Below are 25,093 nucleotides of genomic sequence, written 5' to 3'. Positions count from 1 at the left end.
TCAGCCGCATCACATAAAGCATCCGGCGCGGCGCGGCCGGTGATGACGACATGCTGCATGGCTGGCCGGTTTTGAAGGTCACTCAAGATCTCGCTGATTTCCAGCCAGCCGAATTTGATTGGGTAGGTGAATTCGTCGAGTATCAGCAGATCGATCGATGGATCGCATAGCATGGCTTGTACGATTGCCCACCCTCGTCGGGCGGTTTCTCTGTCACGTGCAAGATCCTGTGTATCCCAGGTAAATCCTTCCCCCAGCACATGCCAGACGATGTTTTTCTGCTGTCGGAAGAAGGCTTCCTCGCCGGTATCGGAGCGTCCTTTGATGAATTGCGCAACACCCACGCGCATACCATGTCCCAGTGCACGGGCGGCCATCCCGAAGGCAGAACTCGATTTACCCTTGCCGTTGCCGGTCAGTACCAGCAACAACCCTTTGCTTTTATCAGCGCGAGTAATTGCTGCATCCACGATTGCTTTTTGGCGCTGCATCCGCGAGCGATAGCGCTGTGCTTTGTCCGCATCAATATCTGTGCTGTCAGCCAGTGGCATCAATCTGGGGGTGGCGTGATTTATGAATCAGCACGAACAGGGTATGTATCGTGGCCGCAGTACTGACATAAAACAGCAGGGACTGGAGATAAAGCGGGAAGTAGTGCAATTCACGCTGCCAGAATTCTGCAAATGTGGTTTCTTCAAATTGGCCGGAGAAGAAATAGAATCCGCCACTGGAGAATAATTCGCACAATATCGCTCCGATCAGAAGGCTGATGGACAGGGGCGCCAATGCTTGCCATGAGAATTGATAACGGGTTGCAAACCAGCGGCCGGCAGCCCAGAGTGTGCTATAGGCGGGCAGCAGAAAAACATAGGCGGAGGTCAGGCAGAACTCGCTTTCTGCCACGGTAAAGTAGGCTGAAGAATCGAGTATCCAGGCAAGTGCCAGGAAGCCAAATAATGACCAGCTTGAGCCGAGATAGAGGCCAGCCAGAAAGAAAACTGCCCAGGAGGCTCCCGGTAGACTGTGCAGTGAGGTGAAATGATATTCACGTGTGGCGATCATCAGAATGATCAGGATCGATCCGATCAGATATTGATGTCGTGATGGCAATGTTAGCATTTTCTTATCCTATGGTTGATAACGCAGGGTAACAAAAAAGTTGCGCCCGGGCTGGTTGAAGAATGCAGCGGTTTCATAGTCTTTGTCAAACAGGTTTTCGATCCGTCCCTGGATGCGCCACTGCGGGTTGATCAGATATTCTGCCCGCAAATCGACTTTGACATAATCATCCAGTTTCTGGCTGTTTGCCAAATCATCATAGCGATTGGTTTCTGCGAGAAACATTGCTCCCACAATAAAATCACCGAGCTGACGACTGGCATCAATTCGGAAAGCCTGCTTGCTGCGCCGTGGCAGGATATTGCCTTTATTGGCTCCCTTGGAACGATTCTGCGGGTCAAGAAAAGTGAGATTGGTTTGAATCAGCCACCCTTTGATTTCGGTGTTGAGGATAGCTTCCAGCCCTTGTATGCGTGCTTTATCGATATTATCCGGAGTGAATGTTGCGGCATTGTATGAGATCAGGTCATCGATCCAGGTTTCATACAGGTTGAGTGACCAGTTGCCCCAGTCAAACCGGCCGGCTGCACCCAATTCCACTGTGCGGGCATCTTCCGGTTTCAGATCAGGATTGCCAAATCCGGGGAAATACAGCTCGTTGAAAGTAGGGGCCTTGAACGCGCTGCCAAAGCCGGCAGTCAGCCTGACCCGTTCGGTCAGTGAATAACCCCAGGAAGCACCGCCGGTTACCTGACTGCCGAACTGCTGGTTGTCATCATGGCGTACAGAAAGCTGCAGTTTGTGTGCTGCAAGTGAAATCTGGTGTTGCGCAAATACACCCCAGTTATAGCGCGAGTTGGTAATGAATTTTTCCGAGCTGTTGATATGATCGTACAGATAATCCGTACCGATGGTCAGAAGCTGATTTGGGGTTACGGTTATGTCATTTTGCCAGGAGACTGTATCGCGCCGGGCGTGGTAGCGCGTCATGAATATTTTTTCCTTGAAATTATCGGAATCTTCATGACTGCGCCCCGCTGTCAACGTGATACGCCAGGGTTCAAAGGGTGAATAGCGTGCTGTTCCCCCGAATACTTGTTGTGCCAGCTGGGTTCTGTTTTGAAAGCTACCGTCATACTCGTAATGACCATCAGTATGTAAAAAACTGGCTTCGACATCTAATCCATTATCGAAACGGTAACCAGCGCGGGCCGAGCCGGAAATGTTGCGGTAGCCATCCTTGTCCGGTTCGATGGTGAAGCATCCCGCACTGAAAGATCCTTTGCAGGCATTGAAGCCATTGGTGTCCGATCCGCTGATACCGAGATTGAACCAGGCACGTTCACTGCTGCCGGAGAGGGTGGCTGAGCCATTGATGGTTCCATAGCTGCCTCCTCCAAAGCTGAGAGTGGGTTTCAATCCTTTTTTTCCACCTTTGCGAGTGAATATCTGGATTACCCCACCCACGGCTTCCGGGCCATACAGGCTGGATCGGGGTCCCCGGACGATCTCGATATGATCGATCAGTTCTACCGGATAGTTCTGGATTTCAGAAAATCCGGATGTAGCGGAGCCCATTCTGATGCCATCGACCAGAACCAGTACATGGTCGGACTCTGTCCCTCGCAGGAGAAGTGTGGTCAATTTTCCAGGGCCACCGGTATTGGCGATATTGATACCTGCGATACCGTGCAGCAGATCCTGCATGGAACGCGCTTGCTGACGTTCGATATCAGTCCGCGTGATGACAGTAACCGAGGCGAGCGTATCTTCTGCAGTTTGATTGGTACGGCTGGCGGTAACGACAACCGGTTTTTCGAGATAACTGATTTCTTCTGCCCATGAAAGGGCAGAAAGACTGGTTCCCAGCCATAGAGCCAATACAGATGAAGCATGATTTCCGGACATTGTTTCCTCCGCGCACACCCGCGCGATGATCGGGTTGTAAACAGATTGCGGAGAAACAGCAGGGAACCGGGCACGATTAAATACCGGGAATGAGAGTCGGTGCCGTGTATTGCCCTCCGCAATAACATGATATTGCTTCAGGCCCGGTCTCCGGACTTATGAGCGGAAGCTATTGTTTTCCTGATTCTGCGCCTTCCCGTGCCATACAACACAGTGGCGTATGCAGATCATTGACTCATTTACCGTTGCGGGGGCAGTGCCGGCATTGCGCTGGCTGATTCCAGCGCGCACCGGCTTCCCGTTTCATCCCTCGTGCAAATACATCTGGGACACCTCAAACAAGGGGCGCAGACTATAACAGCGCTATGACCATGTCAAGCACAGCGCTTGGCCTGGTATTACGGGATGATCCAAGCCAGGCAAATAGGTTACCTGCCTGTGGTGTAAGGGAATACGCGGATTGATGGGAGAAGATGTGGCCTGTAGTGGCTGAAGTATTGACTATTCATTTTCTCCGGTATCGTTATGCTGATTTTGCGTAACGGGTAGTGGTGACTTGCGGGAGGATGATTTCATGGACAAGGCAGCCAGGATGATGCCCAGTTCGTAGAGCAGGTATAAAGGGACTGCCAGCAAGATCTGCGACATGACATCAGGGGGAGTGAAAATTGCACCGATGATGAATGCACCTACCAATACAAAGCGGCGGACAGATTTCATTTTCTCGATCGAGACGAGACCGGTCCGGATGAGTATCAGCACAAAGACCGGTACTTCAAATGTGATTCCGAAAGCCAGGAACATCGACAGGACAAAACCGAGGTATTCGCTGATGTCAGTCATGACAGCGACTCCTTCCGGTGCAAAATAGACAATGAACTCGAATACCAGTGGCAGTACGGCAAAGTAGGCGAATGCCATGCCTGTGAAGAAGAGAAGGCTGCTGATGAATACCAGCGGCAGAAACAGGCGTTTCTCGTGGCTGTACAGACCGGGTGCAACGAATGCCCAGAGCTGATAGAGGGTATGCGGCAGTGTGATGAGAAATGCAACCATCAACGCTACTTTCATCGGGATGAAGAAAGGGGTGATCACCTCGGTGGCGATCATTTGCCCGCCTTGTGGTAATTTTTCCAGCAGGGGGAAAGCCAGAAAACTGTATAACTCTCGCGCAAAGAACGCGCAGGGCAGAAAACCCAGAAATAGTACCAGAAGCGCCCGGATCAGCCGGGAGCGTAATTCCACCAGATGTGAAATAAAAGTAATGTTGTCATCCATCTGTTACTGTGGCTCGTCCGGTCGTTAGATTGGGCTGTCTGATGTGATAAGAATGAAGGCAATCCTGGCTTGCGGTGATTGAATTCTTACAGACACTAGCTGTTCGGTTGTCGGGGTTCAGCAGGTGTCGATGAAGTTTTGGTTTCACTGGTATTGACCGGTTCGATATTTTCTGCAGCTTTTTCAAATGGAGGTTGTTTATCCGATATGGCTGCAGACTGGGTTTCTGTAGTTTCCTGAATTTTGTCTATTTCGCTGCGTACTGAATGTTCAAATGAATTGACGGTTTCGTGCATGGAATCCCTGAGTTTTCTGAGGCTATCCAGTTCCATTTCTTCATGCAGGTCATGCTTGACCTGATCGACATAGCGCCGGGCACGCCCCAGAAAATAACCTACCGTGCGTGCAACGGCTGGTAACCGTTCCGGCCCGATGACGATCAGCGCTACGATTCCAACGACCACGAGTTCAGCAAAACTGATATCAAACATTTTCGGATTCGAACATTGTTGAACCGCACTTCGGGATTACCCCGATAATCTTGTCCCGGTAATTGCGGAGAGCCATGTTGTCAGATCACACTTTTGTCTGATCTTTTTCTTCTATTTCACTTTTGATCGAATGGCCGGTTACCTGCTGAGTCGGGGGTGGCGGGGTACTTTCTTCTTCAGCCCCTTTCATTCCTTCTTTGAATCCACGGACTGCTCCACCCAGATCACTGCCAAGATTGCGCAGCTTCTTGGTCCCGAATACTAGGACGACGATTGCCAGAACAACCAGCCAGTGCCAAATACTGAAACTTCCCATCATTTGCTCCTTGAACGGTTAGTCGTGGTGAATCATGGCGGGCAGACGATCCTTCCCTCCAATAACGTGAAGGTGAAGATGAAACACTTCCTGTCCGCCTACTCGGCCGGTATTGATAATGGTTCGGAATCCATCTGTACATCCCTGGCTGGCTGCCAGCCGGGGAGCCAGACACAACATTTTCCCAAGTAATTGTTGATGGCTCTCATCGACTTCACTTAGTGATCCGATATGCCGTTTTGGTACCAGCAGCAGATGTACGGGTGCTGCCGGATGGATATCGAGGAATGCCAGTGTCTCCTCATCCTCATGTATCTTGGTGGCCGGGATTTCTCCACGGATGATTTTGCAGAATAGACAGTCTTCCATATTACTCAGTTTTGTTGGGTTGAGATCGCGATAACTTTTCTTCGATGCCGGATGTTCCTTCCCGGCGTTCCAGTTCCCGCAATATATCTTCCGGCGAAATATTATGCCGGGTGAGCATGACCAGACAATGAAACCATAAATCTGCCGTTTCATAAATGATCTGTTCTCTATCATTGTCTTTACAGGCTATGATGGTTTCAGCGGCTTCCTCGGCAATTTTTTTCAGCACCTTGTCCTGGTTGCTGTTCAGCAGTTTTGCAACATAGGAATGAGCGGGGTCGGCGCTTTTTCGTGCTTCAATCGTTTGTGTCAGCCGTTGCAGTATGGTAGATGCTGTCATTTGGTATAAATTTGTGACGGATCCTTGATAACAGGTTCTGTGACGACCCATTCCCCATTTTTCAATTGACGGAAGAAGCAGCTTTGTCTGCCTGTATGGCAAGCAATTCCTCCTTTCTGTTCCACACTGAGGAGAAGGATATCTTCATCGCAATCGAGATGGATGGCAGCGATTTTCTGGGTATGCCCGGATTCCTCGCCTTTATGCCACAGTTTTTTTCTGGAACGTGACCAGTAAACCGCTTCACCGCTTTCGACAGTACGTTTGAGGGCTTCGCGGTTCATCCAGGCTACCATCAGAATTTTGCCGCTGTTCTTATCCTGTGCGATAGCCGGAATGAGGCCGTCTGCTGACCAGTTTATGGTATCAAGCCATTTTTCTGTCATATTGACTGCTCCATGTGCTCTTCTGTTTCTTTGAGCGATCTTAACAGTTTCAAGGGTATTTTTAAAATGCAAGGGGTAATAATGTCAGGTAAAAGGGTATTCCTGATCGAGCTGAAGCATAGTTATAAAGAAATAAAGATATTTTGTATTTGTTACAGGCGAACTTCTATGTCGTGTGATGACAGGTATTGCTTGGCTTGCCGGATACTGTATTCGCCATAATGAAAGATGCTTGCTGCCAGCACTGCATCGGCATGGCCTGTCAGAATACCTTCCACCAGATGATCCAGATGACCGACTCCACCGCTTGCAATGACTGGTAAATCGACTGAATCGGAGATTGCACGTGTCAGCGTAAGATCGAATCCGGAACGCGTACCATCACGATCCATGCTGGTTAACAGAATTTCTCCGGCTCCCAGGGATTGTATTTTTTGAGCCCATTCAATTGCATCGATTCCAGTGGGTTTGCGTCCGCCATGGGTAAATACTTCCCAGCGTGGAGATTCAGGGCTTGCATCAGGTACTTGTCTGGCATCGATTGCGATTACGATACACTGGGAGCCGTAGTGATCTGCTGATTCCTTGATCAACATCGGATTCAGTACTGCCGAGGTGTTGATGCTGACTTTATCTGCACCTGCGTTCAAAAGCCTGCGTACATCTTCGGCCTTACGGACGCCTCCGCCCACTGTCAGGGGGATGAACACCTGTGCAGCGACTTTTTCGACGATATGCAGGATTAAATCGCGATTTTCCGAGCTGGCGGTAATATCGAGGAAAACGAGCTCGTCAGCGCCCTGTTCATTATAGCTGCGGGCAATTTCGACTGGATCTCCCGCATCCCGCAACGAGACAAAATTGACTCCTTTGACGACGCGCCCATCTTTGATATCAAGACAGGGGATGATACGTTTGGCTAATCCCATTGATCAAAAATTGTCAGAAGCAGGCTGAATAAGAAAAGAGACAGGGTAAAGAACGTGTGCAAGTGCGCAGATGATATTGGGGTGAGTACATAACTCATCAAGTTGCTGAGTCCAGTTGATCTGCCAGGGCCTGGGCTTCCTTGAAATCGAGCGAGCCCTGATAAATTGCACGACCGGTAATGACACCCGTAATCCCTTCAGACTGGATTTCGCACAATTTTCTAATGTCATCCAGATTGGTTACACCGCCACTTGCAATGACAGGAATCGTCAGTGCCTGAGCAAGCTCCACGGTGGCCTCGATATTGAGCCCGCTGAGCATACCATCGCGACCGATATCGGTATGGATAATTGCTTCCACGCCGTAATCCTGGAATTTCTTGGCGAGATCGATGACATCATGGCCGGTTACCTTGGACCAGCCGTCGACAGCGACTTTTCCACTCTTGGCATCCAGTCCGACCATAATCTGGCCCGGAAATGCATAGCAGGCATCGTGCAGGAAACCAGGTACTTTGACTGCTGCTGTTCCAATGATCACATAGCTGATGCCATTATCCAGATAATACTCTACGGTTTCCAGATCGCGGATTCCTCCACCTAACTGGATTGGAATTCTGCCATCGACGGCCTCGACGATCGCACGGATTGCTTCGCCGTTTTTGGGTTTTCCGGCAAATGCACCATTGAGATCGACCAGATGCAGTTGACGTGCTCCGTTATCCAGCCAATGCAGTGCTACTGTTTCAGGATTTTCCGAGAATACTGTGGCATCTTCCATGATGCCTTGCTTCAGTCGGACACAATGTCCATCTTTCAGATCGATAGCAGGAATAATCAGCATACAGGTTTATCTGGGTTGATGATCAGGGTTGAAAATAAGGTAAAAAAACAGGGAATAGAGTGATGCTGGAATGTCGTCAGGGTATCCATTTCAGGAAATTGCTCAGTAATGCCAGTCCCGCAGAATGACTTTTCTCAGGGTGAAACTGAATGGCAAAAACATTATCCCTGGCTACTGCGCAGGTGAATGGAACCGGATACTTGGTGCTGCCTGCCACTATTTGCGGTTCATTTGCCACCACGTAATAACTGTGGACGAAATAAAAACGTGTGTCGGTATCGATTCCGTGCCACAACGGGTGTTTCAGGGTCTGGTGAACCTGGTTCCAGCCCATGTGAGGGATCTTGATCTTTGGGGTATCGTTATTAGCTGTATCCGTAGGTTCCAGTTTTTTAACGCTGCCAGGCAGAATATCCAGTGCACGAATATTGCCTTCTTCACTTTCTGCGAACAACATTTGCAGTCCAAGGCAGATACCGAGGAAAGGTTTGTTCTGAGCAGCCTCAATAACTGATTCGCGTAAACCCTGATCATCCAGTGCTTGCATGCAATGAGGCATCGCGCCTTGGCCGGGAACAACGACGCGTGCGGCAGAGCGGATAACTTCGGGATCACTGGTTACGGTGACAGTAGCAGATGAATCGACATATTCCAATGCTTTGGATACTGACCGCAGGTTGCCCATTCCGTAATCAACGACAGCAATCGAGTTCATATTCGTATCTGAATATTCAGAGCGTTTTGTCTACAGTACGCCTTTGGTGGATGGAATAAGATTATCACAGCGCGGGTCAATTGTTACAGCCATACGTAGTGCCCGGCCAAATGCTTTGAAAATGGTTTCAGCCTGATGATGCGCATTTTTACCGGTCAGATTGTCTATGTGTAGCGTCACCATGGCGTGATTGACGAAGCCCTGAAAGAATTCCTGGATCAGATCGACATCGAAATTACCGATGACTGCGCGTGTGAATATGGTATTGAACTGTAAACCGGGTCTGCCTGATAAATCGACGACGACTCTGGATAGGGCCTCATCAAGAGGTACATAGGCATGCCCGTAGCGCACGAGCCCCTTCTTGTCAGCGACTGCACGACTCAGCGCTTGGCCCAGGGTAATGCCGATGTCTTCCACCGTGTGGTGGGCATCGATATGGAGATCACCTTTTGCGATAACACCCAGATCAAACATACCATGGCGGGCAATCTGATCGAGCATGTGGTCAAGGAAAGGGACTCCGCTGTCTAATTCCGCTTTTCCCTGGCCATCCAGATTGATCGTTACCGTAATTTGTGTTTCCTGAGTATTGCGGGTGACTTGTGCTGTACGCATGAGCATTTAAATTTGAACGGATGTCGTGTGCAGTTTTCCGGTTAGCTTCCTGCGATCAGATCCTGCAATGTGTTGCAGAAATAATCATTCTCTTCGGGTGTGCCTACCGTTACACGGAGGCAATTTTTTAATAAGGGATGACTGTTGTCAAGATTCTTTACCAGAATGCCATGTTGCTGAAGCAATCTGAAAATCTGGTTGGCCTCATCGAGGCGGAACAGAATGAAGTTGGCGTCAGAAGGATATACCTCGACCCCATTCAAATTTCCCAGAAAAGTGTGTAGTCTGGTACGCGTTTGTCTGATCGCCTCTGCCTGTTGCTGCAATACACCATAGTGCTGCATAATTTTTGTCGCGACAAATTGAGTAATCACATTGACATTGTAGGGCAGGCGCAGTTTCTCCAAATGAGATAACCACTCCGATCTACCAGCTAGTAGCCCCAGGCGGAGTCCGGCCAATCCCAGTTTCGAAAGTGTACGCATGACCAGCAGGTTGGGATAATCGGCCAGCCTCCCAATGAAACTTTTTCCGGCAAAAGGATGATAGGCTTCATCGATTACGACCAGTCCCGGGGATATTTCGATGATTTTTTCCACAGCGCTGGTCTCGAACAGATTGCCGCTCGGATTATTGGGGTAAGCCAGGAATACGACAGCAGGCTGATGATGCTTGATTGCCTCGAGCATCCTGTCGAGATCCAGCGAGAAATCAGATTTTAGCGGGATTCCGATATACTGCATGCTCGTAAATGTGGCAATCATTTTGAACATGGCAAACCCCGGTTCTACCGTCAGCAGCTTTGCTCCCGGTTTTGCTGCTGCCAGCATGATGATCTGAATGATCTCGTCTGACCCATTGCCCAGCATGATTTCCATTTCGGCCGGAATGGATAATGTGACGCCGAGCACTTCCTTGAGCGCGGTGGCGTGTGGGTCAGGATAACGATTAATGCATGTGTCTGCCGCTATCCGGGAGATTTCTTCACATAAAAAAGGGGGCAACCGGTAGGGATTTTCCATTGCATCCAGCTTGACCATATTCTTTGCAGGAGGAACATGATAAGCTGACAGTGCCAGAACCTCTTGGCGAATGACCTGGTCGGGTGACGGGGAAGTCATGTATAGATAGAGAGAGGCGGAATTATTGAGTGAAGCGGTGATTATCTTGAACCGTCGTCTTTTTTATCTTTTTCATTCAGATAAAAGAGAACTGCGCTGATAACTGCCACTGGAAAGATAATGAAATAACTGAGCGCATACAGCGTATCGTCATCATGACCCGACGGGGGGGTGGTGCTAATGATTTTATAGCCGTGCATGATTGCTACGATGATTACACTCACCAGACCAACCCAGCGTTGTTTGAGCAGTTTCTTGTTTGTAATGATATTCAGGCCGAGTGCAGCAAAATGCCCAACAAAGTAAATGAAAGTATAAAAAGCCAGCGCACCCATCAGGAAATTCCCAATAAAACTGTCAAGTTCCGAAGCCGGTTAAGTTGTTTATGCAACGTAACGTAAATATTGCAAGAGTATACAGCGAAATTTTAAGGGGTTTGTATAGGATGAAACAATAAAATTATTTTATTGTGAGCTTGACATGTCAAACTGGATACACAGACCGCTGAAATACTGCTTTATACAAATTAAGCAAGATATCGCTTCTGAGATGAAAATTCAAAATCTTTTCAGGATTATTTTATAATCGGACTTGTACACAAACCATGGAGAAACAGGCTGATGATCAGAGTATTGCTTGCGAACCCGAGAGGATTCTGCGCGGGAGTTGACCGGGCTATTGAAATCGTCGAGCGCGCGCTGGCGATGTATGGCGCACCTATCTACGTAAGGCATGAGGTTGTCCATAACCGCTTCGTAGTTGAAGACCTGGAGAAAAAAGGAGCGGTATTCGTGGAAAATCTTGAGGAAGTACCGGAGGGCAGTATGCTCATTTTCAGTGCGCATGGTGTTTCTCATGAGGTGAGAAGGGAGGCAGCTGCTCGTAAACTGCAGATATTCGATGCGACCTGCCCACTCGTGACCAAGGTGCATGTCGAAGTGGCAAAAATGGATAAGGAAGGTAAGGAAATCGTCATGATCGGTCATCAAGGTCATCCTGAGGTCGAAGGAACCATGGGGCAGATTGAAAGAAGCAAGGGCACGATGTATCTCGTGGAAACCGCGGAGGATGTGGCCAGACTTCAAGTCAAGAGCGACAATAATCTGGCCTACGTCACCCAGACGACTTTGTCGGTCGATGATGCGGCACGTGTGATCGAAGCGCTGAAACAGCGTTTTCCGAAGATCGTCGGTCCCAAGAAAGATGATATCTGCTATGCCACACAAAACCGTCAGGATGCGGTCAAGAAACTGGTCAAGCTCTGTGATCTGGTAGTTGTGGTAGGGTCACCGAACAGTTCGAATTCCAATCGCCTCTGTGAGGTGGCAAGAAATGAGAATGTGGAAGCTTACATGGTTGATCAGGCGGAACAGTTGCAGGAGAGTTGGTTGACCAATAAACGGTGTATCGGGATTACTGCTGGTGCGTCTGCTCCGGAAATACTGGTTCAGCAAGTGCTCGAACGCCTTGAACAGATTGCAGCAAAACAATCAAACCAGGGGGTAATAGTGGAAGAATTATCCGGGGTTCTTGAATCGATAACCTTCCCACTACCGAAAGCTGAACCTGTGAGTTTCAATAAATATATCTGACATTATCCGGACGAATGCCATCCTCTCTGATACGGGGTGACATCAAAAGGCTGGGTACGCTTCAGAATTTCGTTCACCAGTATTTCCGCGCTGCCGGGCGCCATCGTTACACCATAGCGAAAGTGTCCGCTATTGATATAAAGATTTTCAAGAAATGGATGTGGCCCGATTATCGGGATATTGCCGGGTGTGGCGGGGCGCAGGCCCGACCAGTGTTTCAGGAGTGGTGTATTTTTCAGTTGTGGCAGGATTTCTTCCGCCCAGCTGGATAGCCTGTTTTTTGCATCAAGAGTGGTCTGCTTGTCAAATCCCGTGTCCTCAATCGTGCTACCCACCAGTAAATGTCCGTCACGTCGCGGGATGAGATAGAGATCGCGTTGCAACACGATGGAGCAAAGCGGATTTCTCGGCAGCTTGTATAAAAGCATTTGCCCGCGAATGGGTTTTATTGCGATATTCAGCGCATGTTTTCCGAGAATTTTTCTGCTCCAGGCGCCGGCTGAAAGAATGTACTGGCCGGCAGAGCATTTTTCGGATAGTGCCCGGATGGCATGAACTTTCCGGCCGGATATCTCTAGTTCCTGAACGTCGCAATGTTCGATAATTTTTCCACCCAGTTGTCTGATACGTTTGTATAACGCCTGTAGCAGATGTGGATTGCGAACCTGAGCGACTTCAGGGAGAAACAACGCCTGAGCATTTTCCTGTTTGTCGTTGATGTGGGTCCAGGATAATCCGCCATGGTGTGAGGATGAGAGGTATGTCAGCGGTGCTGCATGGGCAGAGCACCAGTTGACGGCTGCCTCCGGCTCGTAAGGTGGAAGAATGACCAGCCCGCAGATCTGATATTCGGGATCGATGCCAGTAGCTGTATGCAGTGCTGCTGTCCACTCCGGGTAGCATGACATGCTGAACGACGCCAGGCGAGTCACGGAATCCGAATAATTCCATGGATATAAGGGAAATAAAATACCTCCGCCCGCCCATGAGGCTTCACATCCTGCTTCTCGGCGATCGAGCAGGGTGACTGATGCACCTTCTTCAAGTAATCGAAGCGCAGTGGAAAGGCCGATGATTCCTGCGCCAATCACTATAAAATCACTTACCATTTCCGTTCGACAGTATCTGTTCGCAAGAGGTAAATGGAGTAGCCTCTGAATCAGCAATTCTGTAATTTGCCAGAATCAGGTATTTTGCTGTAACTTCGGGGAAAATACATAAAAAACTGTACAATATCAGGAGAAAAGGACATAATTGGCCATCGTGAATGAATGGTCGATATGGCTGCAAATATCCTGGTAATCCATGGTCCCAATCTGAATCTTCTGGGTAGAAGAGAGCCCGTTGTCTACGGGCAAACGACACTGGAAGATATTAACAGGAATCTGGTGGCCAAAGCGCAGGCAGCATCTGTGGTGTTGAGTACTTTTCAGAGCAATGCCGAGCATGAGCTGATCGATCGTGTGCAGGGAGCTATGAGTGATGGTACCGATTTCATTATCATCAACCCGGCCGCACTGACACATACCAGTATTGCCCTGCGTGATGCTTTGGCTGCCACCAGCCTGCCGTTTGTGGAAATCCACCTTTCTAATGTTTACGCTCGTGAATCATTTCGTCGTACCTCTTATTTCTCGGATATCGCAGTCGGGGTCATCAGCGGTTTGGGTGCGGTGGGGTATGAACTGGCGCTTCAATTTGCTTTGATCAGATAAAAAGTGTGAATAGAGGGCATCGCTAAGAAGATTTATTCACAATCAGACCGATTCTGATAATCGAAATAAATGGTAATACAGACCAGATGAACTGATTCAGTTTCAGAGGGGTCAACGATCGTTATCAGCAAACAAAAAATTTCAAACCTGAAGATAAATCAGAGTGTTTATGGACGGAGTCCGTCCCGGAGGAAAATATGGATTTGAGAAAACTCAAAAAATTAATTGAATTAGTTGAAGAATACAGCATTACCGAGCTGGAAGTAACTGAAGGTGAAGAAAAAGTACGTATCAGCAAATCCATAACCTTGACGCAATCGACTGCCACAATAGTACCGCAATATCATGCTCCTGCTCCTGGAGGATCGGTAACTGCCACGATGAGCGAGGCTGATACACAGGATAAATCTGGTCTGCCGGAGGGGCATATTGTTAAATCTCCCATGGTAGGGACGTTCTACCGTGCCTCAGCTCCTGGAGCGAAGCCATTTGTCGAAATCGGGCAATATGTGAAAGCCGGGGAAACGCTGTGTATTATCGAAGCCATGAAACTGCTCAACGAAATCGAAGCTGATCGTGACGGTAAAATCAAGACTATTTTGCCGGAGAATGGTCAGCCGGTTGAATATGGAGAGCCATTGTTTGTCATCGAATGATAATTTCCCAAAATGATTTCCTGAATTCTCAAGCATCTATCCAGATCAGGTTACCGATACCTAATTCCTATGTTTGAAAAAATATTGATCGCCAATCGTGGTGAGATCGCGCTGCGCATCCAGCGGGCATGTCGCACCATGGGTATTAAAACAGTAGCCGTTCATTCCGAAGCGGATGCTGAGGCCAAGTACGTCAAACTGGCTGATGAGTCGGTATGTATCGGCCCGGCAGCTTCTGCACAGAGTTATCTGAACATTCCCGCCATTATAAGTGCGGCTGAAGTTACCGATGCTGAAGCCATTCACCCGGGCTATGGTTTTCTATCCGAGAATGCGGATTTTGCCGAGAGAGTGGAAAAAAGTGGCTTTTTCTTTATTGGCCCCCGGCCCGATACGATCCGGCTGATGGGAGATAAAGTCAGTGCCAAAAATGCTATGCGGCAGGCAGGGGTACCTTGTGTACCGGGTTCTGGTGGTGCGTTACCAGAATCTCTCGATGAGATAAAGAAGATTGCCAAAGAGATCGGCTATCCGGTTATCATCAAAGCTGCCGGAGGGGGCGGGGGGCGCGGTATGCGTGTCGTGCATACCGAAGCAGCACTTTCAAACGCAGTGATTACGACGCGTAACGAGGCTCAGGCTGCATTCGGCAATCCGGTTGTTTATGCAGAAAAATACCTGGAAAACCCCCGTCATATCGAATTTCAGATACTGGCCGACGAATACGGCGACGTCGTTCATCTGGGTGAACGGGATTGCTCCATGCAACGTCGCCATCAGAAGATCATCGAAGAAGCGCCTGCTCGGGGTATTTCTGTTCAGTTGCGTGACAAAATCGGAGAGCTGTGTGTCGAGGCTTGCAAGCGTATCAATTATCGCGGTGTCGGGACTTTTGAATTTCTTTACGAGAACAATGAGTTTTATTTCATTGAGATGAATACCCGGCTGCAGGTTGAACATCCGGTAACAGAGGCGATTACCGGAATCGATCTGGTTCAGGCGCAAATTCGTGTGGCAGCAGGAGAAAAACTCTCTTTGCAGCAGAAAGATATTGTATTCAAGGGGCATGCCATAGAATGTCGTATCAATGCGGAAGATCCCTATAAACTTACTCCATCGGCCGGGCGTATTGCTCAATACCACGCTCCGGGTGGCCCGGGAATCAGGGTTGATTCACATATCTATCACAACTATCGTGTACCGCCTTACTACGATTCCATGATTGCCAAAGTGATTGCCTATGGTGATGATCGCGACCTGGCCATTGCCCGTATGCGTATAGCGCTGACGGAAATGATTGTTGAAGGAATCAAAACCAATATACCGCTGCATCTCGACCTTCTGGCAGATTGCAATTTTCTGTCCGATCCTGTTTCCATTCATCATCTCGAAGGCAAACTCGCGTTGTATAACAAAAAATCGACCTGATGTGAGAATGAAAAATTCTGTTGCCCGCTTTGGCGATGTCCTGGATATCTCTGACTTTTAGAATCGAATCCGATTACGTCGATCTGGTAAGTGATCAGCTGCTGGAACAAGGTGCATTGTCAGTCGATGTGCATGATGCGGGAGAGGGAACGAGTCAGGAACAACCTCTGTTCGGTGAGCCCGGCGCACCTCCGGATCAATTCTGGCAGCAGGCGGAAGTGACGGTGCTGCTGGAAGAAAATGCCAATGTCGATGAGATCATACAGGGGGTTGCTGAGGTAATCGGATCGCCTGTATTGCCGGAGTATCAGCTGGCACAGGTCATGGAGCAGGATTGGGTGAGGCTAACGCAGGCACAATTCGAACCGATTAGAATTTCCTCACGGCTGTGGATAGTTCCGTCCTGGCATGAACCGCCAGATCCTGCAGCAATCAGTCTAAGATTGGACCCTGGCCTGGCTTTTGGTACAGGCAGCCACCCGACTACCCGGTTATGTCTTACCTGGCTGGATCAATTTCTTCAACCCGGTGACAGTGTGCTTGATTATGGTTGCGGCTCGGGTATCCTGGCGATAGCTGCACTGAAACTCGGTGCAGATCGGGTTGCGGGGATGGATATCGATCCCAATGCCATCACTGCCAGTCTGGATAATGCTCGAAATAATTTCTGTGATCCGGACAGATTGTTATTTACTGTAGCATTGCCTTCACTCGTGAAGGATGACCATACCCATGCCGAATGGATCCCGGTTACCGTAGTGGTGGCCAATATACTGGCCAACCCATTGATTATGCTAGCCCCCGTTCTGATGAAAGCTTTACAACCCGATGGGCGTATCGTACTTTCAGGAATATTGGAAACGCAGGCTGACGAGGTGTTGCAGGTTTACAGCGAATGGTTCGATATGCGTATTGCAGCAAAAGAGCAGGGGTGGGTGCTGCTTGCAGGTCGAAAATCAGGAGGTAATTTTGCATGACGCTGGTTACACGGTGTCCAGACTGCTATGCGATTTTTCGCCTTACCGGGATGCAGTTGCATTTGTGCAATGGCAATGTTCGCTGTGGACAGTGCAGGCAGGTATTCAACGGGTTCGTGGCGCTAGTCGCAGTCCCGGAGGCGTGTATCCAGCCTGTTGCGATATCCGCTGAATCAGCCTTGGATCGGCCTGAATCTGGTAATGTTGCTGTAATGCCGGTTGCAGAATTATCTTCCTCTGCAGATCATTTCGGTGCTCAACCGTCTGCATGGAAAACTTCCCGCTGGTGGCTGATACCTAATGCATTGTTGCTGCTATTGCTGCTGGGCCAGTTTGTGCATGCTTATCGTACTGAGATCTTTGTTGCTTTTCCTGCATTCCAGCCGGTACTGAATGGCTATTGTGATTTGATGCAATGTGAGATCGACTTACCGCGCCATCTCCATTTGTTGAGTCTGGAATCTTCAGATTTGCGTGTAAGTTCTTCCGCAGAGCCTGATGTTGTGGCGTTGTCTGCCATCATCCGCAACCATGCCCCATTTCCACAAGCGTTACCGGTCCTGTTTTTGACATTGACTGATTCCGATGAAAAACCGCTTGCCAGCCGGATTTTTACTGCCGAGGATTATCTCGATTCTGTAACAGATCAGTCAGCATTAGACGGGGATAGTGAGATGCAGGTCCAGTGCTTTCTGAATACGGGCAGACTTGATGCTGTGGGGTATAAGCTGGAGCTGATCTATCCGTAGCGGATCTTTACAGTGACCCATTATCGGGTATCTGCCACATCTACGCGTGTTTTCCAGGCTTTGCCGCCGTAATAACGCTTGAGTCCGGTAGATATTGCATCGACCAGCTTGTTCTGATAAGCCTCGGAATTGAGTTTTGCTTCTTCGGTGTGATTACTGATGAAAGCGGTTTCAACCAGAATGGACGGAATATCAGGTGATTTGAGTACCGCAAACCCGGCCTGTTCGACATTTCTTTTGTGCAGATGATTGATTGATCCAATTTCATTCAGCACATGGCTCGCCAGCCGGACGCTGTCATCGATCGTGGCATTCATGGACAGATCGATGAGTGTTTGCTTCAGATAACGATCCTTATCATCCAGCTTGACTCCACCGAGCAGATCAACTTCATTTTCCTTTTTCGCCAGCCAGCTTGCTGTAGTAGAGGTTGCACCATTTTCTGACAAGGCATATACGGAAGCACCATGTGCCTCTCGGCGTGGCGCGGCATCAGCGTGGATGGATACGAATAGATCCGCATTAGCTTGTCTGGCCTTGATACGGCGTCCTGCCAGTGAAATGAAATAATCTCCATCACGAACCAGTACGGCACGCATACCGGGTTCGCGGTCGATTCTGGCCTTGAGTTTCTTGGCAAGCGACAGTGTTATATTTTTTTCCATGGTACCTTGCGGGCCGATTGCTCCCGGATCTTTACCACCATGTCCGGCATCGATTGCAACGACAAAGGTTTGTTTACCCGCAGGTTGGGGGTTAATTGCAGCCATGACGAGGTTAGGAGAAGCTTTCTGAGCAACAGGCCGAGTGGGAGGGGTTACTGCTGGTCTGGTATCTTTTTGCAATAGTGCCATTAGCGGATCGGTATGCTCAGCTTTCGGGGCTCTATCAGCTGATTTGGAGGCGTGAATATCCAGTACCAGTCGATGTCCATATTGTTCGAGGGGAGCCAGTACAAAAGCCTTGGGAATGGCATCTGTTTTCAGTTCGACGACCAGTCTGGTGATTTTTGAGGTGAAGCGGCTGATTCTCAGCGCTTTGACTAGTGGATCCTGCGATTTGAGTCTGGACGGTAAGTTGTCCAATGCACCGGGGAGTGCATCCTCAATATCCATGACAATTCTTTTAGGGGCATCAAGTGTGCTGACCTTGTATTTAACAGGTTTGCTCACTTCCATCGCTAGGCGGGTATATTCAGAACCAGCCCAGTACCGGGCTGCAGTAATCTGCGTTCCGGCAGCCGCACCGTTGCCGTATGAAAGCAATGGTAGAAAAAGGGTTGCAACGAGGAGTGAAAAGAAGATGAGTAATCTGGCGCTGAATCGATTTAACCGGATACCTGTTTTCGCCAGTGTGATAAGCATTGTTTTCCCGCCTCCGTTGCCGCGCTGAATTCAGCGATTCTTCCTGTTCCAGAATAGCTGATCCGTATTTCCAGGTCAGCTGCGTGTAGAAATTCTTCTGCTTTTTCAGGCCATTCCACCAAGCAGATCGAATCCTGGTTGAAATATTCCCGGAAGCCTGCTTCTTCCCACTCTAATGGGTCATTGAATCTATAAAAATCAAAGTGATACAAGTATAACCTAGAAAGTTTATAGATTTCAACCAGGTTATAGGTGGGGCTTCTGACTTTACCATGATGACCCAGCTCTTTCAATATTCCACGCGCGAGAGTGGTTTTACCTGCTCCCAAGTCACCATATAGGAATATGGTCAGGCCCGGATGAAGTACGGTTGCAAGTTGTTCTCCAAATGCCAGAGTCGCTGCTTCACTATCCAGTTTTACAACGTGAGATGAATGCATCCAGAGCCTGATAAAAATTTCGCTCGATCGGGCTGGCAGAAATTACCAGGGTATATGCTGTCCGTCATAGGCAATGAATTTACCCGTATCCGAATGAGTCATTCTGTTCAGAATACTTTTCATGCCGGTAACACTCTGCTTTGTCGAAATCAGTGCCCCCCGTCCACCCATATCGGTTTGTACCCAACCCGGATGCAGCAGCACCGCGATAATACCGCGTGGTTGCAAATCGACGGCAAGGCTCTTGACTACCATGTTAACGGCAGCTTTGCTGGATCTATAAATGTAACTGCCACCGCGCTGATTATCAGTGATACTACCCATCTTACTGGTAATAGTGGCAACAATTTTCAATTGGCTACGGGCAATCTGTTCAACCAGTGCTTCGACCATTCTGAGGGGAGCGAATGTATTTATCCTGAAAGCTTCCATCCAGTCATCATAGTTGATATGGCTGAATTCCCCGTTTTGTGCATGCGGGTAAACGCCGGCATTGTTGATCAGAATATCGATGGGTAGATTTTGCAGCTTATGTGACAACTGATCGATTTCTGCGAGTTCCCGAACATCGAGCTGGTGAATGGAAAATCGATCTTTATACTGATCAGCTAACTGGTTCAGCGCTTCAGCTTGCTGCGGTTGCCGGCAGCAGGCCACCACCTGCCAGCCATCCACTGCATATTGTCTGGCAAACTCCAGACCTATCCCGCGATTGGCCCCCGTAATCAAAACAGTATTCATTAGAAACCTCCGTCAATAGTCGAAATCATGTTCTTTCTTCAAAGAACCAAATTAAAAAATAACGGATTATTGCATCTGCATTTCCTGAATCGGAGTATATCCAGTAAAAGGAGCAATGATTTTTATATGAATTTCTGGAATAATCCAAATGCTCATGTAACAGCATACTAAGGCAATTCCTGCAACATGTCGTTATAACCCGCTATTATCCCTGACTCTGGATCCTGGAACAGGCTTTGCTCTTGCGCGAGCAAGAATTATCTCATTCACAACCCAAATCCAATCAATAAAACTAATATGAGTAACTATCTTTTCACTTCTGAATCAGTATCTGAAGGCCATCCCGACAAGGTTGCCGATCAGATATCGGATGCCATCCTCGATGCCATCCTGCAGCAGGATCCTCATGCACGTGTAGCTTGCGAGACTATGTGCAGTACGGGGTTGATCGTCTTGTCCGGTGAGATTACGACCGATGCCACGATCGATTACAATACCATTCCCCGGGGTATCGTACGCGAAATCGGTTACACCAGTTCCGAGATTGGCTTTGATGCAAGCACCTGCGCTGTATTGACCGCCTTCAACAAGCAATCTCCCGATATCGCCCAGGGCGTGAATCGCAGTAAAGATGAAGAAATGGATCAGGGAGCCGGAGATCAGGGGTTGATGTTCGGTTATGCCTGTGATGAAACACCTCAACTGATGCCACTGCCGATTTACTATGCGCATCGTCTGGTCGAACAGCAGGCAAAATTGCGAAAAAGCGGTAGGCTGTCATGGCTGCGCCCGGATGCCAAATCCCAGGTTTCCGTTCGTTATGAGGATGGATTTCCAAAAAATATCGAAACGATCGTTATCTCAACCCAGCATTCTCCCGATGTTCCTCGTGACGAACTGGTTGAAGGAGTCATCGAGGAGGTCATCAAGCCCGTTTTACCGGTTGAAATGCTGAGCGATCATATCCAATACCTGATCAACCCTACCGGCCGTTTCGTGGTGGGCGGGCCGATGGGGGATTGTGGGCTTACCGGACGCAAGATTATTGTAGATACCTACGGCGGTACGGCACACCATGGGGGGGGGGCTTTTTCCGGTAAGGATCCTTCTAAAGTAGATCGTTCAGCCGCTTATGCTGCTCGCTATGTGGCTAAGAATATCGTTGCGGCTGGTCTGGCACGTAAATGTGAAGTCCAGGTGGCCTATGCGATTGGTGTAGCAAAGCCGGTTTCGCTGATGGTGGAAACCTTTGGTACCGGAAAAATCCCGGATGGAAAGCTTGCTGAACTGATTGCCAGAAATTTTGACTTACGGCCTCGGGCCATCATTCACGAACTGGATCTGCTGCGTCCGATTTATGGTAAAACGGCCGCCTACGGTCATTTCGGCCGCGAAGAACCCAGCTTCACCTGGGAAAAAACCGACATGGTGGAACAGCTCAAAGCGGATGCGGGTATCTGATTATTTTTACGGTCATTCAGGCTGAATGAAGTTCCACTGGTACCGAGGAGCGCTGCAGCGGTCAATTCCGTGAGGCTCGTACCAATGGACAACCCAACAACGGCGCTCTTTCACTTTTGCGGAGATGTGTTATGAGTGCAACAATCAACCCCGTTGTGGATAATTCTGTTTTTACCGACTGCAAGGTGGCCGATTTGTCACTGGCAGACTGGGGCAGAAAGGAAATCGCTATTGCCGAGACCGAAATGCCCGGCCTGATGGCATTGCGTGAACAATACGCCGGCAAGAAGCCGCTGGCAGGTGCGCGGATTGCAGGTTCCCTGCACATGACCATCCAGACTGCCGTACTGATCGAGACACTGGTGGCGCTGGGTGCGGAAGTCCGCTGGGCTTCCTGCAACATTTTCTCTACCCAGGATCATGCCGCCGCAGCAATTGCCGCTCGTCATATTCCGGTATTCGCCTACAAGGGAGAGTCGCTGGAAGAATACTGGGATTATGCTCACCAGATATTTGAATGGGCCAGTGATGGTTCGCATACTGCCAACATGATTCTGGATGATGGTGGGGATGCAACCCTGCTACTTATCCTGGGCAGCAAGGCCGAGCGCGATCCTTCCGTGATCGCTAACCCAACCAATGAAGAAGAACAAGTCCTGTTTGCTTCCATCCGCAGCCGTCTTGCCAGCTACCCGGGCTGGTATTCGCGTAATCTTGCCGCAATTCGCGGTGTGACTGAAGAAACAACGACCGGTGTTCATCGCTTGTACGAAATGGAAAAGAAAGGCGAACTCCCGTTTCCGGCAATCAATGTCAATGACTCGGTCACCAAATCCAAATTTGACAATCTTTATGGATGCCGTGAATCACTGGTGGATGGCATCAAACGCGCGACTGATGTGATGATCGCCGGAAAAATCGCTGTAGTGTGCGGTTATGGTGATGTCGGCAAGGGGTGTGCACAGTCATTGCGCGGTCTGGGAGCAACTGTCTGGATTACCGAAATCGATCCGATCTGCGCATTGCAAGCGGCGATGGAGGGATACCGTGTGGTGACCATGGACGATGCCTGCGATAAAGCGGATATTTTCGTCACCGCTACCGGCAATCTTCGAGTGATTACTCACGACCACATGCTGAAAATGAAAGATCAGTCGATCATATGCAATATCGGCCACTTCGATTCCGAGATCGACATCGCGTCGATTCAGAAATATCAGTGGGAAAACATCAAACCACAAGTCGATCACGTGATCTTCCCGACTGGCCGCCGTATTATCGTGCTGGCACAAGGGCGTCTGGTCAACCTGGGATGTGCTACCGGTCATCCATCTTTTGTCATGTCCAGTTCGTTTACCAATCAGGTGTTGGCGCAGATGGAGCTTTGGCAAAACGGTAAAGACTACCAGAAGAAGGTATATGTACTGCCTAAACACCTCGATGAAATGGTCGCGCGGCTGCATCTGGGTAAACTGGGTGTGAAGTTGACCGAACTGACCGATGAACAGGCACATTACCTCAATCTTGACAAGAACGGACCCTATAAGCCGGAAATGTATCGTTATTAAAACGTGCTGAAGGTTGATCCGGCAATTTGATCATCATCCGTTCATTTCCGGAACTACCACGGCAGTTTTTCAGCAATCTGTTAAAGCCGGGAAACTCTATCGCTGTTTCCCGGCTTTGCTTCATTGATTTTCACCGTTGCCCTTTTTACAGGGACGTAACTCATGGAAGTGAATCCCGATGCAATCACAGAAAAATTTTACGCCTACATTCAGTTTTGAATTTTTTCCGCCGCAGACATCGGAAGGGATGGAAAAGCTGCGGGCAACGCGCATACAGCTTGCCCAGTTCGATCCGAAGTTTTTTTCGGTGACATTTGGTGCCGGCGGATCCACCCGTGAACGTACGCTCGAAACTGTGCTGGAAATCCAGGCAGAAGGTTACCCGGTAGCGCCTCATCTTTCCTGTATCGGGTCCACCCGTGAAAATATCCGTTCCATCCTGGAAAAGTACCATAGCCATGGCATCAGTCGCATTGTGGCGCTGCGCGGCGATTTGCCCTCCGGCATGGCACAAGCAGGGGAATTCCGTTACGCTAATGAGCTGGTGGCATTTATCCGCAAGGAGTTCGGCGATACTTTCTGGATCGAAGTGGCGGCTTATCCGGAATATCATCCGCAGGCACGTTCCGCACTAGAGGATTTCACCAATTTCAGACGGAAAGTCGAAGCAGGTGCGAATGCGGCAATTACCCAGTTTTTCTATAACGTCGATGCCTATCTGCATTTCGTGGAGATGTGTGAAACCGCGAATCTGAATGTCCCGATCGTTCCCGGCATCATGCCGATCAGCAAATTTTCCCAATTGGCGAGATTTGCCGATGGCTGCGGAACGGAAATTCCACGCTGGATTCGCAGAAAACTGGAAAGCTTCGGTGATGATATTCCTTCTATCCAGGCATTCGGACTGGATGTCGTCACGACGCTATGCGCGCGTCTGCTGGAAACCGGCGCACCCGGTCTGCATTTTTACACACTCAATTCAGCTACACTGACCACCCGGATCTGGCAACGCCTGGGGCTATGATCGTTGAAAACCTGTACCTGCTTCCTCCAGATCATTATTGAAAATAACCTTTCGATTTTAGAATATAGCTAGTTTTTATAAATGCCTTTGATGGGCTTGCTATCCGGACTATTGGCTTTATCAGCGGTATTTGAAATGTACAGAAATACTGGGTTAGATTGCTTCACCATGCTCATATCGTACAGCATCCGGTGACGAGAGATTGAGTGCTTATGTCAAAAAACTATTTGGCGCGAAGATACAAGGCTTTTTGTGTTGATCCTGGTACCTGCCGTTCTTCGGTTACGAAGAGATCTGTCCTGGCTTTGACAAGATCAGAAAGTTTCTTGTAACCGTAAAGCCGGGAATCGAAATCAGGTTGTAATTTGTTGAGGTAGTTACCGAAATTGCCTAAATTTGCCCACCCGGCATCATCGCTTGATTGTTCGAGTGCGGCTAGAACAAATTTCCTGGGGAATACCTGTTTCGTTTCAGGAATCTGAGCAGCAGGCTGTGGCGAGGATGATTTCTGATTATTTTCTGTCTTTTTGGCTTGTTGTGCAGCTGGTTCGGTTGCTGTATTCGGGCGAAGAACCTCGGTAAACACAAACTTATGACAGGCATTACGGAAAGCTTCGGGGGTTTTCTTCTCTCCGAAGCCGAGAACAGTGAGCCCCTCCTCACGTAAACGCATTGCAAGGCCGGTGAAATCGCTGTCGCTTGTAATCAGGCAAAACCCATCAAACTTTCGGGTGTAGAGCAAATCCATCGCATCGATGATGAGCGTGCTGTCCGTGGCATTTTTCCCTGTTGTATATGCAAACTGCTGAACGGGTTTGATGGCATATTTTTGAAGTACTTTTTTCCAGGAAACGCTTGTGGGAGCGGTAAAGTCACCATAGATGCGTTTCACGGTTGCTTCTCCGAATCGCGCAATCTCGGCAAGTAATCCTTCAATGACGGCCGCTTGTGCATTGTCAGCGTCAATGAGTACAGCTAAACGAAGCGTTGGTTCTTCAGCTTCA

29 protein-coding genes and 2 riboswitches are annotated in these 25,093 nt (G+C 49.0%); of the genes, 9 read left to right on the top strand and 20 right to left on the bottom strand.

What is annotated here, in order from left to right:
* The 15 genes from cobO to ABUL11_RS07500 all read right to left on the bottom strand — a co-directional run.
* A partial coding sequence (gene cobO / locus ABUL11_RS07570) for a cob(I)yrinic acid a,c-diamide adenosyltransferase (RefSeq protein ID WP_350283257.1) occupies positions 1-551 on the bottom strand: 551 nt, incomplete at its 3' end.
* A complete protein-coding gene (locus ABUL11_RS07565) occupies positions 538-1,119 on the bottom strand; it encodes a hypothetical protein (protein ID WP_350283256.1) in 582 nt (193 codons plus the stop codon). The genes ABUL11_RS07565 and cobO, both read right to left, overlap by 14 nt.
* Positions 1,120-1,128: 9 nt before the next feature.
* On the bottom strand, positions 1,129-2,967 hold the full coding sequence (btuB, locus tag ABUL11_RS07560) for a TonB-dependent vitamin B12 receptor (RefSeq protein WP_350283255.1): 1,839 nt from the start codon (positions 2,965-2,967) through the stop codon (positions 1,129-1,131).
* Between the two features lie 123 nt (positions 2,968-3,090).
* Positions 3,091-3,319: riboswitch (cobalamin riboswitch) on the bottom strand.
* A gap of 149 nt (positions 3,320-3,468) precedes the next feature.
* Positions 3,469-4,245 (bottom strand): twin-arginine translocase subunit TatC, encoded by a 777-nt coding sequence (tatC, locus tag ABUL11_RS07555; protein ID WP_350283254.1) that lies wholly within the window; start codon positions 4,243-4,245, stop codon positions 3,469-3,471.
* Between the two features lie 95 nt (positions 4,246-4,340).
* Positions 4,341-4,736: a Sec-independent protein translocase protein TatB gene (gene tatB / locus ABUL11_RS07550; RefSeq protein WP_350283253.1), complete on the bottom strand. Its 396-nt coding sequence runs from the start codon at positions 4,734-4,736 to the stop codon at positions 4,341-4,343.
* Between the two features lie 85 nt (positions 4,737-4,821).
* Positions 4,822-5,052: a Sec-independent protein translocase subunit TatA gene (gene tatA, locus ABUL11_RS07545; protein ID WP_276818078.1), complete on the bottom strand. Its 231-nt coding sequence runs from the start codon at positions 5,050-5,052 to the stop codon at positions 4,822-4,824.
* Positions 5,053-5,070: 18 nt separating this feature from the next.
* Positions 5,071-5,421, bottom strand: a complete 351-nt coding sequence (locus ABUL11_RS07540; protein ID WP_350283252.1) for a histidine triad nucleotide-binding protein — start codon at positions 5,419-5,421, stop codon at positions 5,071-5,073.
* A gap of 1 nt (position 5,422) precedes the next feature.
* Positions 5,423-5,761, bottom strand: a complete 339-nt coding sequence (locus ABUL11_RS07535) for a phosphoribosyl-ATP diphosphatase (protein ID WP_350283251.1) — start codon at positions 5,759-5,761, stop codon at positions 5,423-5,425.
* Positions 5,758-6,147 (bottom strand): phosphoribosyl-AMP cyclohydrolase, encoded by a 390-nt coding sequence (hisI, locus tag ABUL11_RS07530; protein ID WP_350283250.1) that lies wholly within the window; start codon positions 6,145-6,147, stop codon positions 5,758-5,760. The genes ABUL11_RS07535 and hisI overlap by 4 nt, the downstream gene beginning before the upstream one ends.
* Positions 6,148-6,299: 152 nt before the next feature.
* Positions 6,300-7,076, bottom strand: a complete 777-nt coding sequence (gene hisF, locus ABUL11_RS07525) for an imidazole glycerol phosphate synthase subunit HisF (protein ID WP_350283249.1) — start codon at positions 7,074-7,076, stop codon at positions 6,300-6,302.
* Between the two features lie 97 nt (positions 7,077-7,173).
* Positions 7,174-7,920, bottom strand: coding sequence for a 1-(5-phosphoribosyl)-5-[(5-phosphoribosylamino)methylideneamino]imidazole-4-carboxamide isomerase (hisA, locus tag ABUL11_RS07520; protein ID WP_350283248.1), 747 nt, complete (start codon positions 7,918-7,920; stop codon positions 7,174-7,176).
* A gap of 76 nt (positions 7,921-7,996) precedes the next feature.
* The gene (gene hisH, locus ABUL11_RS07515; RefSeq protein WP_350283247.1) at positions 7,997-8,635 is read right to left on the bottom strand and encodes an imidazole glycerol phosphate synthase subunit HisH; all 639 of its coding nucleotides are present in this window, start codon (positions 8,633-8,635) and stop codon (positions 7,997-7,999) included.
* 30 nt (positions 8,636-8,665) lie between these two features.
* Positions 8,666-9,253, bottom strand: coding sequence for an imidazoleglycerol-phosphate dehydratase HisB (gene hisB / locus ABUL11_RS07510; protein WP_350283246.1), 588 nt, complete (start codon positions 9,251-9,253; stop codon positions 8,666-8,668).
* 41 nt (positions 9,254-9,294) lie between these two features.
* A complete protein-coding gene (gene hisC / locus ABUL11_RS07505; protein WP_350283245.1) occupies positions 9,295-10,374 on the bottom strand; it encodes a histidinol-phosphate transaminase in 1,080 nt (359 codons plus the stop codon).
* A 41-nt stretch (positions 10,375-10,415) separates the two neighbouring features.
* On the bottom strand, positions 10,416-10,709 hold the full coding sequence (locus ABUL11_RS07500; RefSeq protein ID WP_350283244.1) for a hypothetical protein: 294 nt from the start codon (positions 10,707-10,709) through the stop codon (positions 10,416-10,418).
* Between the two features lie 285 nt (positions 10,710-10,994).
* Here ABUL11_RS07500 and ispH point away from each other — a divergent pair, with 285 nt between their 5' ends.
* On the top strand, positions 10,995-11,966 hold the full coding sequence (gene ispH, locus ABUL11_RS07495; protein WP_350283243.1) for a 4-hydroxy-3-methylbut-2-enyl diphosphate reductase: 972 nt from the start codon (positions 10,995-10,997) through the stop codon (positions 11,964-11,966).
* Positions 11,967-11,968: 2 nt separating this feature from the next.
* On the opposite strand, the gene thiO is transcribed toward ispH, so the two are convergent.
* Positions 11,969-13,075, bottom strand: coding sequence for a glycine oxidase ThiO (gene thiO, locus ABUL11_RS07490; RefSeq protein ID WP_350283242.1), 1,107 nt, complete (start codon positions 13,073-13,075; stop codon positions 11,969-11,971).
* A gap of 171 nt (positions 13,076-13,246) precedes the next feature.
* On the opposite strand from thiO, the gene aroQ reads away from it, so the two are divergent.
* From aroQ to ABUL11_RS07465, 5 genes are all read left to right on the top strand, one after another.
* Entirely contained in the window at positions 13,247-13,681 is a 435-nt protein-coding gene (gene aroQ, locus ABUL11_RS07485; RefSeq protein WP_350283241.1) for a type II 3-dehydroquinate dehydratase, read from the top strand.
* A gap of 197 nt (positions 13,682-13,878) precedes the next feature.
* Complete coding sequence (accB, locus tag ABUL11_RS07480; protein WP_350283240.1) at positions 13,879-14,337, top strand: acetyl-CoA carboxylase biotin carboxyl carrier protein; 459 nt, start codon at positions 13,879-13,881, stop codon at positions 14,335-14,337.
* Between the two features lie 69 nt (positions 14,338-14,406).
* On the top strand, positions 14,407-15,765 hold the full coding sequence (gene accC, locus ABUL11_RS07475) for an acetyl-CoA carboxylase biotin carboxylase subunit (RefSeq protein WP_350283239.1): 1,359 nt from the start codon (positions 14,407-14,409) through the stop codon (positions 15,763-15,765).
* A 35-nt stretch (positions 15,766-15,800) separates the two neighbouring features.
* On the top strand, positions 15,801-16,742 hold the full coding sequence (gene prmA / locus ABUL11_RS07470; RefSeq protein ID WP_350283238.1) for a 50S ribosomal protein L11 methyltransferase: 942 nt from the start codon (positions 15,801-15,803) through the stop codon (positions 16,740-16,742).
* Entirely contained in the window at positions 16,739-17,491 is a 753-nt protein-coding gene (locus tag ABUL11_RS07465) for a zinc-ribbon and DUF3426 domain-containing protein (protein WP_350283237.1), read from the top strand. The genes prmA and ABUL11_RS07465 overlap by 4 nt, the downstream gene beginning before the upstream one ends.
* Before the next feature lie 20 nt (positions 17,492-17,511).
* On the opposite strand, the gene ABUL11_RS07460 is transcribed toward ABUL11_RS07465, so the two are convergent.
* From ABUL11_RS07460 to ABUL11_RS07450, 3 genes are read right to left on the bottom strand one after another with little or no spacing between them, the layout of a single operon-like run.
* Positions 17,512-18,855 carry an N-acetylmuramoyl-L-alanine amidase gene (locus ABUL11_RS07460; RefSeq protein ID WP_350283236.1) on the bottom strand — a complete coding sequence of 448 codons (1,344 nt, stop codon included), beginning with the start codon at positions 18,853-18,855 and terminating at the stop codon, positions 17,512-17,514.
* Entirely contained in the window at positions 18,819-19,295 is a 477-nt protein-coding gene (tsaE, locus tag ABUL11_RS07455) for a tRNA (adenosine(37)-N6)-threonylcarbamoyltransferase complex ATPase subunit type 1 TsaE (protein WP_350283235.1), read from the bottom strand. Before tsaE ends, ABUL11_RS07460 begins: the two co-directional genes overlap by 37 nt.
* Before the next feature lie 42 nt (positions 19,296-19,337).
* Positions 19,338-20,036: an SDR family oxidoreductase gene (locus ABUL11_RS07450; protein WP_350283234.1), complete on the bottom strand. Its 699-nt coding sequence runs from the start codon at positions 20,034-20,036 to the stop codon at positions 19,338-19,340.
* A 297-nt stretch (positions 20,037-20,333) separates the two neighbouring features.
* Here ABUL11_RS07450 and metK point away from each other — a divergent pair, with 297 nt between their 5' ends.
* The 3 genes from metK to metF all read left to right on the top strand — a co-directional run bounded on the left by metK (position 20,334) and on the right by metF (position 24,089).
* The gene (gene metK / locus ABUL11_RS07445; RefSeq protein ID WP_350283233.1) at positions 20,334-21,497 is read left to right on the top strand and encodes a methionine adenosyltransferase; all 1,164 of its coding nucleotides are present in this window, start codon (positions 20,334-20,336) and stop codon (positions 21,495-21,497) included.
* 37 nt (positions 21,498-21,534) lie between these two features.
* A riboswitch (S-adenosyl-L-homocysteine riboswitch) is annotated at positions 21,535-21,612 on the top strand.
* A 16-nt stretch (positions 21,613-21,628) separates the two neighbouring features.
* Positions 21,629-23,065: an adenosylhomocysteinase gene (ahcY, locus tag ABUL11_RS07440; protein WP_350283232.1), complete on the top strand. Its 1,437-nt coding sequence runs from the start codon at positions 21,629-21,631 to the stop codon at positions 23,063-23,065.
* A 178-nt stretch (positions 23,066-23,243) separates the two neighbouring features.
* The gene (gene metF, locus ABUL11_RS07435; RefSeq protein WP_350283231.1) at positions 23,244-24,089 is read left to right on the top strand and encodes a methylenetetrahydrofolate reductase [NAD(P)H]; all 846 of its coding nucleotides are present in this window, start codon (positions 23,244-23,246) and stop codon (positions 24,087-24,089) included.
* Positions 24,090-24,312: 223 nt separating this feature from the next.
* Here metF and ABUL11_RS07430 read toward each other — a convergent pair.
* Positions 24,313-25,093: NYN domain-containing protein (locus ABUL11_RS07430; protein WP_350283230.1), on the bottom strand; the 781-nt coding region annotated here is incomplete at its 5' end.

The organism is Nitrosomonas sp. (genome assembly GCF_040256045.1).
Classification (GTDB): Bacteria; Pseudomonadota; Gammaproteobacteria; order Burkholderiales; family Nitrosomonadaceae; genus Nitrosomonas.
The sequence above is the reverse complement of the archived record's forward strand: the minus strand, read 5'-3'. Positions and strand labels throughout refer to the sequence as shown.

Bases quoted from the DNA above. Each gene is read 5' to 3' on its own strand.
- prmA (WP_350283238.1), top strand. From the start codon at position 15,801: ATGTCCTGGATATCTCTGACTTTTAGAATCGAATCCGATTACGTCGAT.
- tatA (WP_276818078.1), bottom strand. From the start codon at position 5,052: ATGGGAAGTTTCAGTATTTGGCACTGGCTGGTTGTTCTGGCAATCGTC.
- tsaE (WP_350283235.1), bottom strand. From the start codon at position 19,295: ATGCATTCATCTCACGTTGTAAAACTGGATAGTGAAGCAGCGACTCTG.
- ABUL11_RS07540 (WP_350283252.1), bottom strand. From the start codon at position 5,421: ATGGAAGACTGTCTATTCTGCAAAATCATCCGTGGAGAAATCCCGGCC.
- hisI (WP_350283250.1), bottom strand. From the start codon at position 6,147: ATGACAGAAAAATGGCTTGATACCATAAACTGGTCAGCAGACGGCCTC.
- ahcY (WP_350283232.1), top strand. From the start codon at position 21,629: ATGAGTGCAACAATCAACCCCGTTGTGGATAATTCTGTTTTTACCGAC.
- hisF (WP_350283249.1), bottom strand. From the start codon at position 7,076: ATGGGATTAGCCAAACGTATCATCCCCTGTCTTGATATCAAAGATGGG.
- ABUL11_RS07500 (WP_350283244.1), bottom strand. From the start codon at position 10,709: ATGGGTGCGCTGGCTTTTTATACTTTCATTTACTTTGTTGGGCATTTT.
- btuB (WP_350283255.1), bottom strand. From the start codon at position 2,967: ATGTCCGGAAATCATGCTTCATCTGTATTGGCTCTATGGCTGGGAACC.
- metK (WP_350283233.1), top strand. From the start codon at position 20,334: ATGAGTAACTATCTTTTCACTTCTGAATCAGTATCTGAAGGCCATCCC.
- hisC (WP_350283245.1), bottom strand. From the start codon at position 10,374: ATGACTTCCCCGTCACCCGACCAGGTCATTCGCCAAGAGGTTCTGGCA.
- tatB (WP_350283253.1), bottom strand. From the start codon at position 4,736: ATGTTTGATATCAGTTTTGCTGAACTCGTGGTCGTTGGAATCGTAGCG.
- ABUL11_RS07450 (WP_350283234.1), bottom strand. From the start codon at position 20,036: ATGAATACTGTTTTGATTACGGGGGCCAATCGCGGGATAGGTCTGGAG.
- hisA (WP_350283248.1), bottom strand. From the start codon at position 7,920: ATGCTGATTATTCCTGCTATCGATCTGAAAGATGGACATTGTGTCCGA.
- tatC (WP_350283254.1), bottom strand. From the start codon at position 4,245: ATGGATGACAACATTACTTTTATTTCACATCTGGTGGAATTACGCTCC.
- ABUL11_RS07465 (WP_350283237.1), top strand. From the start codon at position 16,739: ATGACGCTGGTTACACGGTGTCCAGACTGCTATGCGATTTTTCGCCTT.
- ABUL11_RS07565 (WP_350283256.1), bottom strand. From the start codon at position 1,119: ATGCTAACATTGCCATCACGACATCAATATCTGATCGGATCGATCCTG.
- accB (WP_350283240.1), top strand. From the start codon at position 13,879: ATGGATTTGAGAAAACTCAAAAAATTAATTGAATTAGTTGAAGAATAC.
- hisH (WP_350283247.1), bottom strand. From the start codon at position 8,635: ATGAACTCGATTGCTGTCGTTGATTACGGAATGGGCAACCTGCGGTCA.
- ispH (WP_350283243.1), top strand. From the start codon at position 10,995: ATGATCAGAGTATTGCTTGCGAACCCGAGAGGATTCTGCGCGGGAGTT.
- ABUL11_RS07460 (WP_350283236.1), bottom strand. From the start codon at position 18,855: ATGCTTATCACACTGGCGAAAACAGGTATCCGGTTAAATCGATTCAGC.
- aroQ (WP_350283241.1), top strand. From the start codon at position 13,247: ATGGCTGCAAATATCCTGGTAATCCATGGTCCCAATCTGAATCTTCTG.
- thiO (WP_350283242.1), bottom strand. From the start codon at position 13,075: ATGGTAAGTGATTTTATAGTGATTGGCGCAGGAATCATCGGCCTTTCC.
- ABUL11_RS07535 (WP_350283251.1), bottom strand. From the start codon at position 5,761: ATGACAGCATCTACCATACTGCAACGGCTGACACAAACGATTGAAGCA.
- accC (WP_350283239.1), top strand. From the start codon at position 14,407: ATGTTTGAAAAAATATTGATCGCCAATCGTGGTGAGATCGCGCTGCGC.
- metF (WP_350283231.1), top strand. From the start codon at position 23,244: ATGCAATCACAGAAAAATTTTACGCCTACATTCAGTTTTGAATTTTTT.
- hisB (WP_350283246.1), bottom strand. From the start codon at position 9,253: ATGCGTACAGCACAAGTCACCCGCAATACTCAGGAAACACAAATTACG.